This is a genomic window from Nocardioides psychrotolerans, assembly GCF_900113685.1.
Lineage (GTDB): Bacteria > Actinomycetota > Actinomycetes > Propionibacteriales > Nocardioidaceae > Nocardioides > Nocardioides psychrotolerans.
Genome location: NZ_FOQG01000008.1, coordinates 131,417 through 141,235 on the forward strand (window position 1 = coordinate 131,417; position 9,819 = coordinate 141,235).

At 69.2% G+C, this 9,819-nt stretch carries 14 protein-coding genes; 4 read left to right on the forward strand and 10 right to left on the reverse strand.

The window, feature by feature from the left end; all coding sequences use genetic code 11:
• Positions 1-77: 77 nt before the first annotated feature.
• Together BM204_RS11795 and BM204_RS11800 are read left to right on the forward strand one after the other, a co-directional pair.
• Positions 78-1,076, forward strand: coding sequence for a hypothetical protein (locus tag BM204_RS11795; RefSeq protein WP_143099737.1), 999 nt, complete (start codon positions 78-80; stop codon positions 1,074-1,076).
• Positions 1,073-1,546, forward strand: a complete 474-nt coding sequence (locus tag BM204_RS11800) for a helix-turn-helix domain-containing protein (RefSeq protein ID WP_091113474.1) — start codon at positions 1,073-1,075, stop codon at positions 1,544-1,546. Before BM204_RS11795 ends, BM204_RS11800 begins: the two co-directional genes overlap by 4 nt.
• Positions 1,547-1,682: 136 nt before the next feature.
• Here the strand turns inward: BM204_RS11800 and BM204_RS11805 are convergent, their stop codons facing one another.
• Both BM204_RS11805 and BM204_RS11810 read right to left on the reverse strand, forming a co-directional pair.
• Entirely contained in the window at positions 1,683-2,012 is a 330-nt protein-coding gene (locus tag BM204_RS11805; RefSeq protein ID WP_143099738.1) for a hypothetical protein, read from the reverse strand.
• Positions 2,012-2,263 carry a hypothetical protein gene (locus BM204_RS11810; protein WP_218031242.1) on the reverse strand — a complete coding sequence of 84 codons (252 nt, stop codon included), beginning with the start codon at positions 2,261-2,263 and terminating at the stop codon, positions 2,012-2,014. Before BM204_RS11810 ends, BM204_RS11805 begins: the two co-directional genes overlap by 1 nt.
• A gap of 133 nt (positions 2,264-2,396) precedes the next feature.
• On the opposite strand from BM204_RS11810, the gene BM204_RS11815 reads away from it, so the two are divergent.
• On the forward strand, positions 2,397-2,636 hold the full coding sequence (locus BM204_RS11815; protein ID WP_091113483.1) for a hypothetical protein: 240 nt from the start codon (positions 2,397-2,399) through the stop codon (positions 2,634-2,636).
• A gap of 54 nt (positions 2,637-2,690) precedes the next feature.
• Here BM204_RS11815 and BM204_RS11820 read toward each other — a convergent pair whose 3' ends face one another.
• From BM204_RS11820 to BM204_RS22225, 8 genes are read right to left on the reverse strand one after another with little or no spacing between them, the layout of a single operon-like run.
• Positions 2,691-3,599 carry an SEC-C domain-containing protein gene (locus tag BM204_RS11820; RefSeq protein ID WP_091113485.1) on the reverse strand — a complete coding sequence of 303 codons (909 nt, stop codon included), beginning with the start codon at positions 3,597-3,599 and terminating at the stop codon, positions 2,691-2,693.
• A complete protein-coding gene (locus tag BM204_RS11825) occupies positions 3,596-6,145 on the reverse strand; it encodes a phage tail tape measure protein (RefSeq protein ID WP_091113488.1) in 2,550 nt (849 codons plus the stop codon). The genes BM204_RS11820 and BM204_RS11825 overlap by 4 nt, the downstream gene beginning before the upstream one ends.
• Positions 6,146-6,167: 22 nt before the next feature.
• Positions 6,168-6,533, reverse strand: coding sequence for an HK97-gp10 family putative phage morphogenesis protein (locus BM204_RS11830; RefSeq protein ID WP_170259288.1), 366 nt, complete (start codon positions 6,531-6,533; stop codon positions 6,168-6,170).
• A gap of 8 nt (positions 6,534-6,541) precedes the next feature.
• Positions 6,542-7,453 (reverse strand): hypothetical protein, encoded by a 912-nt coding sequence (locus BM204_RS11835; protein WP_091113492.1) that lies wholly within the window; start codon positions 7,451-7,453, stop codon positions 6,542-6,544.
• Between the two features lie 14 nt (positions 7,454-7,467).
• Positions 7,468-7,869, reverse strand: coding sequence for a hypothetical protein (locus BM204_RS11840; protein ID WP_091113494.1), 402 nt, complete (start codon positions 7,867-7,869; stop codon positions 7,468-7,470).
• Positions 7,870-7,884: 15 nt separating this feature from the next.
• Positions 7,885-8,256 (reverse strand): hypothetical protein, encoded by a 372-nt coding sequence (locus BM204_RS11845; protein WP_091113496.1) that lies wholly within the window; start codon positions 8,254-8,256, stop codon positions 7,885-7,887.
• Positions 8,253-8,699, reverse strand: coding sequence for a helix-turn-helix domain-containing protein (locus BM204_RS22220; protein WP_143099739.1), 447 nt, complete (start codon positions 8,697-8,699; stop codon positions 8,253-8,255). The genes BM204_RS11845 and BM204_RS22220 overlap by 4 nt, the downstream gene beginning before the upstream one ends.
• Positions 8,696-9,037 carry a WhiB family transcriptional regulator gene (locus BM204_RS22225; RefSeq protein WP_174813042.1) on the reverse strand — a complete coding sequence of 114 codons (342 nt, stop codon included), beginning with the start codon at positions 9,035-9,037 and terminating at the stop codon, positions 8,696-8,698. The genes BM204_RS22220 and BM204_RS22225 overlap by 4 nt, the downstream gene beginning before the upstream one ends.
• 20 nt (positions 9,038-9,057) lie before the next feature.
• On the opposite strand from BM204_RS22225, the gene BM204_RS11860 reads away from it, so the two are divergent.
• A complete protein-coding gene (locus tag BM204_RS11860; RefSeq protein ID WP_091113501.1) occupies positions 9,058-9,783 on the forward strand; it encodes a hypothetical protein in 726 nt (241 codons plus the stop codon).
• The last annotated feature ends 36 nt before the right edge of the window (positions 9,784-9,819 follow it).

Consider the following 9,819-nt stretch of genomic DNA (forward strand, 5'->3'; position numbering starts at 1 on the left):
GTTGGCGCTCTCCCCGGACATGAAGAAACCCCCTGGAGTTGGCGCTCCAGAGGGTCAGGTTCCCGGAAGGGAAAGCAATGTCTGAGACAGAACGTACTACCCGTGCGCCCAAGAGCGCTACCCCGAGCACCATCTCGCTCGGGGGTGTCGATCACGAGCTGTGTGGTGCCGAGCATCCGAGCGAGGCGGTCACGTGCGCCCTGGTGAAGAACCCGTGGCGTCACGACCGCCACGTCGGCCACCGCGACGGTGACGAGCCGCTTCCGAAGCGCACCATCACCTGGCCCGCAACGCGGGTCGACCCGGCCACCGTCGACGAGGGCGACGCGATCCGCGTCCCCCGACCCGACGGCCTCGGCGAGGAGCAGTGGGCCACGCTGCGCGAGACCATCCGCTCCGGCATCGACGACCTGGTCGCCCAGGTCAAGCAGACCCCGTGCACGCCGTGGTGCGAGCGGCACCAGGACCCCGACGGAGATGGCGGCTGGTGCGCCACCCGCGTCGTCGACGTCGACGGCGCCGACATCGCGGTCACCACCGGCACCCGCAGCGGCCAGCCCTACCTGTACGGCCTCTCCCAGCTGGAGGAGGGCATCGAGCTGGGATCGGCACGGCACCTCGCGGACACGATCCAGGAGCTCCTCGGGACCGTCGAGGGTGCGCCGGCCGCCGCGGTCATGGCGAGCCACACGTGGCGCGACCTGGCCGCCGAGGCGTCCCTGCTGCGCGACGTACGCCTGTACGACGCCGCTCGCCCCCGCATTCCGTTCGCGTCCAAGGACCTCCGACAGGCCTGCATGGCTGACCACGAGATCGGCGGACTGTTGGCCTGGAACAGCACCACGGACGACGAGGGCGGCAGTCTGGTGATGTTCGCTGGGCAGTCGGCTGCTCAGGAGCGGCGGGTGATGGAGAACGCGGGCTGGATGGTGTCGTGCGGGGCGGTGTACGCCGCCGAGCGGGTCGGGGTGAAGGGGTACAAGCTGCAGCCCGACGCGCGGGTCACGGAGGGGACCAACGAGTTCTTGGTGTGGCTCCTGCCGAACGGTGCCGACGTCGAGGGGATGCTCAGATGAGCACCTGGGAGGACGAGCAGCCGATCGACTACGCGCTCACCAACGCCGGGTGGGCGGCGGCCAGGACCCCGGTGACCCTCACGATCAGCGAGGCGGTGGCCTACGCCGGACGGGTGAAGTCACGGATCCTCGAGCTAGCCCGAACCGGACGGGTCGAGGCCGTGCAGGTCGATGGCCGGTGGCTGATCGACGGCGCCTCGCTCGACGCGTACCTGGCGCAGCCACGGCGGCCCGGCATCCGGCGGCGGACCGCCGGCCCACGCCGGGTGTCTGCCGAACCCCTGCTCCGCCAGATCGCTCTGCGGGGCGGAGACGCCGCCTGCGGGGTCGAGCATGGGTCAGCCGCCCAGAAAGCCCTGGAGCGGGCACGCGAGGACGGCACGGTCACCGTGTGGACGGCCGACCACCTCGCGGTGCACCTGCTGGGGCTGACGCTGTGGGATCTCTGGGATGCCCCCGGCGAGACGTAGCCAGCCCGCTACCGAACGGGGGACACCGCCCCACCTGGCCACGCGCCGGGTGGGGCCCCGGGAAGCGCCGCAACGGCACCTTCACCGGCGACGACATCCGCCCCGACGCCACCGACCACTCGCGCGGCAGGGCGGCCTAGGCCGGGACGAGGACCTCTGCGTGCTTCTCGACAAGCTCCGGGTACTCCGCCGGATCGCCAGGTCGGTGTCCGCCTGCGCTCATCGCTCGAGAGGTGGCGTCATCAACGATCGCTACGGCCTCGTCGATCGTCTCGGCGTCTACCGCGATCTCGATCGTGAGTCGCATCTGACCGAGGTCTAGGGACACAGCGGCGCTGTGAACACGCCCTTCCTGCTCTTCGATGTCCAGCAGTGCCTCCATGACGCGGTCGCAGGAGTCGCGGATGTCGTCACGCGTCTCCCCGGGGAGAGCAACCATTCGCCACTTAGATTCGGTTCCGATCATCATGTCGCTTCTCCCTTCATGCAGTCCTGGCGGCGGAGCCACCGGTAGGCGTTCTTGACGTAGTTCGGGTCGCTGGGCGTGAGGTGAATCGATCTCTGGTGATCACCGCAGGGACACCTCACTGTGTAGTACCTCGGAGGATTCAGGATCTTCCATCCCGACTCGTGGAACTCACCGAGTAGAGCTTCGATCTCCTTCTTCGGGTGACGTTGCCAGTACGGCACTGGCGCCACCTCTCCCAAGAATGCCACGGACTACCCCATTCCGGGCAGCCCTTGCGAAGGTCCGATTCCATCACGGGATGTCAACCCACTCGGGCGGCCGGACTATCGACGGGGACTCGGCCGCCTCCTGATCCGCCGGGGCGTGGGGCATGATGCGCGCATGGCCGAGAATTACGATCCCGCGCAATTCATGATCGAGAACACCTTCACTGCGTTCGAGCTCGTCACGATGGTCCTGGAGGACCGCGGTGACGACCTGGAGCGCGCGTTGGCGGACCTGGACCTAACGCGGCTTCCGGGCGTTCTGCGTGCCGCCGTCGCTTTGGCGGCCCAGGAGATGACCACGGCTCGGGGCGCCGACGAGGCTCTGGCCTACGCGCGCAGCGCACGCCCGGCCTGAGTGTCGGCGGCCACGCGAGAACCCGGCCTCGATGACTGAGCCGGGCCGGGCCCCCTACGCGTTGGCGTTCGGCATCTCGGAGTCGGGCACCCTGCAGCAGTCCTCGAAGCTGCGACCGCTCTGGCAGTCGCAGGTGTGACCCTCGGCGAAGTACGCAGCCAGATGGCAGTCACGGAACGACAGCCCGCTTCCGCACCAGCAGGGGGCCTTCTGGGACGCAGGGTGGCACGTGCCGTTGACCATCTTGCCGAGTTCGTCGCCGGTGTCGTCGAAGGTATGGATCGAGGTCGTGACTGATCGGCCGCGCTCGACGAGGCAGTGCATCACCTGGCCGCCGACGAGGATCGTGAAGAAGGGGTTGAGGGTGCGCTGCTCGCGCACGGAGATCGCCAGGGCGCGCCACTCGTCGACCGACGAGGGTCTCGGCAGCACGGGCTTCACCCGCCACCGCTCCGCCAGCACCAGTCGCGACTCGAGGGACTGACGATGGGGTCTGGTCGAGTCCTTCAGCAGACGCATCTCATAGCCAGACGGCGCGAAGTCCCAGGGGCTCGGCATGACGAGAGAGCCGTGGACCCGCACGTGCTTGAAGTCCTGGTCAGAGAAGAACATGTGCGCCGTGAACTTCTTCTGCTCCGGCGAGTAGCCCATCAGGTACAGCGTGGAGGACGCCATGCGCAGGTGCTCGTCATCGGTGTGGTGACCCCACAGGGCGCGGAGGAGGGCTGGAGCCTGCTCGACGAGCTGGTCGAAGTCGTCGACGTCCTGGGACACGGTCAGGGTGCCGGTGGTGGCGTAGGTGCTGAAGGCACTGTCACCGCGCGTCATGACGACTGCGTCGAGGTGCGGGATGGTGTGGTGCTTGGTGCAGTACCCCAGCGAGCTGAGGTTGGAGGCGTACGACAGCGTGTCGGTGATCAGCTCGGCGCGGTCGCCGTAGGTGGCGAATCCGATGAGGGTCACAGTGTGGCTTCTTCCAGCTCGAGAGGGAGGGGGGCTTCACGGACCGGGCCCGCGATGGGCCCACCGGCAGCGAGCTGCGACCGCGGCCGTACGCCGGCTCCGGACACGAAGGGGGCGTTGTCGGCAGTGCCCGACTCCTGGTGCCGCACGGTGACCGTGACGGTCTTGTCGCGTAGCGCCTCGATCTTCGCCTTGAGCGCTGCGACCCTGGCCTCAGCGGCTTCGGTCTTCGCTTCGATCGCGATCGCGCGGGCCTTCGGGATGTCTAGGACGCTCTTGGCCAGGCGCCGCGCTGCGTCCTCGGAGACCCCCATGTCCATGGCGGTGTCGATGAAAGCCTCGCGGGCCTGGTGGAACTCCTGCCGGTTGTTCTTCACCGCCGCCGACTGGTTGTTCCACGCCGCGGCCAGCCCCGACAGCTGCCGGCGGTTCTCCAACGCGGCCTCCGAGGAGCCCTTGATCCCAGCCTGGTTCTTGTCAGCCTGCTCTCGAGCCGCCTTCAGCGCCTCGCGATACTGCGTCTCGGCATCGAACGCAGCCAGGGCAGCGTCACGCTGGCGTTCCATCTGGTCGACCAGGCCCTTGATCTCGTCCTTGGTGAGCCCCGCCTCGTTGCCGAGCGCGGCGGTCACGTCAGCGAGCTCACCGGTAGGCGCGGTCGCTCCGCCTGCGGCGTCCCCGGCCAAGATCAATGCGTTCGCCTCTGCGTCGAGGGCCTCGCGGTAGTCCGGGAGCAGCTTCAGGAGGTTGGCCTGCTCAGACTCGGTGAGCTGGTAGGCGCCAGCCAGCCCCTCGAGCGCGTCAGCAGCCTGATCCGGTGCCCCTGCGGCCACGATCCCGGCGAGGGCCTCGTCGAGGGCCTTGATGGAGGCCGCGGCCTCCCTGGACTCCTGCTTCGTGGACTGCAGACCAGGGATCACGTTGTCAGCCAGGCCACCGAGGCCGAGGGGGATCGAGTCGTAGAACCCGGCGATGTCCGCCATGATCCCCGGGTCGTCGAGGGCGCTGATCGCGGCGCCGAGGTCACCAAAGTCCTGGGCGAGGGCCTTCATAGCCTCGGCCTTGCCCATGTTGAGGAGGTTGTTCGTCAGGCCTTCCACGCCGGGTACCGCCCGGTCGGTGGACTCCGCGATCGCGTCTAGGGCTTCGTCGAGGGCGTAGAGCCCAACCGCGACCGTGGTAGCGATCGACAGGGCCCGCAGCTTGGAGCCGGCGGTGCCGGACTCGGTGCCGAGACCCTTGATGGCCTCGCGGGTGTCGGTGACCGCTCCGATGACCTTTGCACCGAACCACAGTCCGCCGCCGGTGATCGCGGTCAGCGCGAGCATCTTCGTCACGACCCCCTGCACGGGGTCGGGCAGGGACCCGAACGCCTGGGCCACGGTCGAGACCTTGTCCGAGACCTCGGACAGCACCGGCAGCAGAGCCGCACCGGCGTCGATCCCGGCGTCACGCACGTTGTTCCACGCCTTCTGGACATCAGCACCCGTCGTGTCCATCCGCTTCGCGAACTCGTCCGCCAGCGCACTGTTCTCCGACCACGCGTCAGCACCCAGAGCCAGAGAGTCGGTCAGCAGGTCACCCGAGGCAGCCATGCCGAGCAACGCCTGAGACACACGGACATCCGACAGGCCAAGCCCGTCGAGGGTCGTGAACACGTCCCCACCCGACGCATTTATCTCGTTCAGACCAGCCGTGAACGCCGCGAACGCCTGAGCCGGGTCCTCCCCGAAAGCCCGTACGAACTCAGAGGCGCTCATCCCAGCCACACCCGCGAACTGCTCCAGGTCCGCGCCACCCTGCTTGGTGGCCTTAGCCATGTCGGTGAAGACCCGCGAGATCGCCGACCCGCCGGCCTCCGCCTCGATGCCCATGGACGCCGCGGCGTTCGCGATCGCGAGAATGTCGGACTCCGCGAGCCCGATCTGCGCACCAGCACCGGCGATGCGCTGCGCCATGGACAGGATCTGCGCCTCGGTGGAGGCACCGTCGTTGCCGAGCGCGACGAGGGCCGACCCGAAGTTGTCCACCTCGGCCGTGCTCGTGCCCATGACGTTGGCGATCTGCGCGATGTCCGTTGCCGCCTGCTCAGCGGTCAGCAGGCCGCCAGTGGCCTCGCCGAGCTGGATCATCGTGTCGGTGAAGTCCGCGATGTCCTCACGAGCCACACCGAGCTGACCCGCGGCCTCCGCGACGCCGGCAATCTCCTCGTGAGTGGCGGGCATCGTCTTCGCCAGGTTCCGCAACTCACCCTCGAGCTGCGAAATCTGCTCGACCGTGCCATCCACGGTCTTCTCGACCCCAGCGAACTGGGACTCCCAGTCCATGGCCGCCTTCGCGGACGCACCAAGCGCCAGCGCGGCACCAGCGCCGATCATCCCGGCCTTGTTCCCGAGGTTCTCCACGGCCCGGGCCTGCGACATCGTCGCCCGCTCCATGCCCTTGGTCCCGGACACCACGGCTGCCTCTGCGGCTTTCATGCCCGCGATCAGCTGCGAGCTCTCCATGGAGAGCTTCACGACGACGGAGCGTGCTTGTGCGCTCATCTCAGATCCTCACTGCCCTGGGTCACAGGATGTTGTCGACGATCTGCTCGATCGCCTTCTCGAAGCCGGGCACCTGGCGCTCGAACGCCGGCCCCATGAACGCCTGACCGGCCGAGACACTGGTGCCGAACTCGACGTAGGGGGCGTAGTCGGCCGAAGGGCCGATCTCGGCGGTCATGGCCCCGTGGCGGCCGTCGCCGACGATGTCGGTGTCGATGCTGCTGCGCAGGTTGCCCGTGTCGACGGGCGCCAAGGCCTTGGCGTCGGCCTCGATGGCGTACGCCGTACGCCGCAGCGCGGATGCGGCCTGAGCGCCGACGCGTCCTGAGGAAGCGCGCAGGGTGACCGCGAGCTCCCGTAGCTCGGAGGTGTCGATGCTGATGCCCACGGCGCGCCTCAGTCCTTCACGGACGCCGGTGCCGGCGCGAGAGCGTCGAGGTGCTCGCGCGCCGCGGAGATCTCGTCGTCGATGGCCCGCAGTCGCTCGCGCAGTTGAGGCAGCACCACGAACTTCCCCTCACGGGGCTGCATCTGCGCCTCTTGCCGCTCGAGGTCAGCGATCCGACCGGGCAGCTCGTCGCGGGCCTGCTCGAGCCCCACGATCACGTCCTGGGCCTGCTGGACCCGCTGCTGGACCCGCTGCAGGAACGCCGGCACCGGGACCAGGGCGTCGGGCCCCATGATGCACTCGGGGTAGATCTCCGAGCCCACGCGCCACTCGACGAGGAGCGGGGCGGGATCTACGCCGGCCGCGAGCTCGCACAGGATCCGGTGCTGCCGACGCGCCAGGGTGAGCGACGCGTGGATCGGCCGGCTCTTCGGGACCTTCCACGACTTCGGCCGATCCACCGGGGCAAGGGCCCAACGCAGATCGGCCTCCGGGACGTAGACGCCCTCGTGGTCCTCGAGCTGCTTCAGCAGCCGGGCGGTCTTGGTCTCGTGCTGGCGCAGCTCGTCTTCGAGGGGCGGGATCGCCGTCGCGAACAAGGCGGCCTGCGCCTGGAGCCACGCCGTCTCCGCGGCCGCGACCCGGGGGCGGTGCGCCACCGCGGCCCGGTGCACGATCTCGACCCGGGCCGTCAACTGCGTGATCGATGTCGCGAGGGCTTCCTCCGCACTGGGGTCCTCGAGCAGGGCCTCAGCGGCCTGGGCCTGGACGCTCTCGAGCTCGGCCCGTGCAGCCGACTCCTTGGCCTCCCACTGGGCCTGGACGCGGCGGGCGTCCTGAACAGCGGCTGCAGCGGCCGTCACGGCCTCCTCGGGAGCGACGCTGTCGATCTGATCCAGGGTGATGGTGTCGGTGCTCATGGTCGGGCGCCTCCTCAGGCGTTGGTGGTGATGGCGCTCAGGCGCCGGGTCCAGATGTGCTCGTCGAGGGCAGCGAGGAACGCGTCCTGGTCGAGCAGGGCGTCAGCCCTGGCCGGCAGATCCGCCATGAGACCGGCCACCTCGAGCTCGTTGAAGACGACCTCGGTCCCGCGGGTCCTCTCGACCAGCAGCGCCGCCGCACGCAGCCCCCTGGCCCGGGCAGCAGCCTCGGCATGGAGACCACGAAGGCTGGCCTCCTGGGTGTCGCGCTCGGCCTCGAGCTCAGTGGCTCGCAGAGCAGCGGTCAGCGTGTGGATGTGGTCGTCCTTGTCGACGCGCACGAAGCCTGGGGCCGGAGCCCTGGTGACGAAGCGGAGGACGTCGCGTCGGCGGCGCCTCCAGGTCTCGCTCAGCATGTCCGCGCCGTCCGGTCAGTCGCCGGCAGGCGCCATGAAGCGGCGGGCCCGATCACGCATCGCGGACTCGTCGAGGGTGCGCGACTTCGACGACGGCTTGAAGATCACCGTCGACAGGCACGCGTCCTCGAAAGACAGGAACTTCCCCTCGCTCAGCCCCGCCGCGGCCCCGGCGGCGTCGATCGCGTTGAGGCCGACGGCACGAAAGTCTTCGACGGTCGGCTTCACGAGCGGCGGCTTGGGTGCGACAGCGCCGCCGGCCATGGTCATCGCCGCGCCGGCCTCTTGCAGGGGACGGCCCCACGGGGTCCTAGTCGTGATGCCCTGGGCCTCGTCGAGGTCCTGCTGGGTCACGACTCTGCCGAAGGGGGTCTTCTTGTCCGTCATGCCGGTCTCCTGGCCTCGATGTACAACGCCACCGACGCCTCGTCGATGACCCACGTCCTCCCCCGCCGGTGGCCGACCAGACGACCCGCCGCGACCAGGTACCGCACCTGTCTCGCCGTGATGCCGAACTGCTCGGCCACCTCACCGGTGGTGACACCGGATCCAGGAGGACGAGTCGACTCTGACCCACCCGACGTCGACGGAACTTCCGCACTTCCGTCGACGGAAGTCGGGGCCTGTCGCTCTCGCCACTGCCGCGCCGACTCGACCATCTGGGCAATCCCTGCATGGATCTCGGCTGCGTCGTCGCGCGCGTCCGGGTCGGGGCTCCGCGCGAGTTCTCGTGCGAGGTGCTCGAGCTCGATCCCGAAGTGCCTGACGATGCGCAAGCTGACGCGTGGGCCGATCACGGCCGGCAGGTAGGGCCTCGGGCGGTAGGTCACGCCGCACACCTCCGCTCGGCGGCCGTGCGACCACCCCAGACGCCCTCGCGCTCGTTAGCGGCCAGGGCGTACGACAGGCACTCGAGCCGCGCGGGACACCACGAGCACGCCGCCGCTGCCTCCGCTTGGGCATCGACCCCCTCGCTCGTCCGCGGGGTCGCCCACCACAACTCCGGCTCGCGTCGACACGCCGGCCCGCCGACCAGGACGCTGACGGCGTCCTGCAGGTCAGCCCACTCCCCCAGCGCCCGCCTCGGCACCACCCACGACGGCCAATCGCCGGTGCCTGCAAGGAACCGGCCGCCGGTGTCGGCCGCCGCGGCTACGGTGACGCTCACCTCGACCACCTGGAGCACCCATGACCAACGCGGCCTACCTGCTCGCCTCCGCGCTGCGCGAATTCGCGACGCCCTCCGCAGAAACGCCCGAAGCTCGACGGGGGTTCAGCGGCCAAGAGGACCTCGACGCCTGGCGTGAGCACAGTCGGGTCTGCGACCTCGTCAGGACCGTCGACTACACGCTGCAGGGCATGGATGCCGTCCGCATCAACGTCGACATGTTCACGGCTGCACTGCCCCGGTGGTACGCCGGCGTCAACTTCGCCACCATCCCCTGGGGCAAGGTGACTCAAGGGAACGGGACCCGCCAGGTCTGCACCGACGGAGACATCAACCTTCTCGAGGCGCTCGGCCTGATCATCAACACCACCGGCCACGTCGCACTCACCGAAGCCGACCGACGCAACCTGTCCGACGTCCTCGAACAGGCCATCGAACTGGTCGACGACGCCAGCAGCGACCTTCCGGCCGACGTCAGGCAGTACCTCCACACCTTGCTGCTGAAGGCGCGCATGGTGGTGGACAACGTCGAGAAGTACGGGCACGAGGCTGTGCGGCAGGTGGCGCTCGAGCTCGGCGGCGCGATGGCCATGCAGGCGGGTCGGGCTCAGCAGCGGGGAGACACCGAGCGAGCCGGCCGCTGGCGAGCCGCCGCGTTCCAGCTCATGATCGGCTTCCTCGGAGGTACGGCCAGCGGAGGCGGCGAGGTGTTGGCCGCTGAGGCGCTGAAGCAGCTCGGCGGCTGACCCCTCCAGCACTCCGGTCACGACGAGTCGCCCTTC

Coding starts and splice junctions, on each gene's coding strand:
- BM204_RS11795 (WP_143099737.1), top strand. CDS start 78: ATGTCTGAGACAGAACGTACTACCCGTGCGCCCAAGAGCGCTACCCCG.
- BM204_RS11800 (WP_091113474.1), top strand. CDS start 1,073: ATGAGCACCTGGGAGGACGAGCAGCCGATCGACTACGCGCTCACCAAC.
- BM204_RS11805 (WP_143099738.1), bottom strand. CDS start 2,012: ATGATCGGAACCGAATCTAAGTGGCGAATGGTTGCTCTCCCCGGGGAG.
- BM204_RS11815 (WP_091113483.1), top strand. CDS start 2,397: ATGGCCGAGAATTACGATCCCGCGCAATTCATGATCGAGAACACCTTC.
- BM204_RS11825 (WP_091113488.1), bottom strand. CDS start 6,145: ATGAGCGCACAAGCACGCTCCGTCGTCGTGAAGCTCTCCATGGAGAGC.
- BM204_RS11835 (WP_091113492.1), bottom strand. CDS start 7,453: ATGAGCACCGACACCATCACCCTGGATCAGATCGACAGCGTCGCTCCC.
- BM204_RS11840 (WP_091113494.1), bottom strand. CDS start 7,869: ATGCTGAGCGAGACCTGGAGGCGCCGCCGACGCGACGTCCTCCGCTTC.
- BM204_RS11845 (WP_091113496.1), bottom strand. CDS start 8,256: ATGACGGACAAGAAGACCCCCTTCGGCAGAGTCGTGACCCAGCAGGAC.
- BM204_RS11860 (WP_091113501.1), top strand. CDS start 9,058: ATGACCAACGCGGCCTACCTGCTCGCCTCCGCGCTGCGCGAATTCGCG.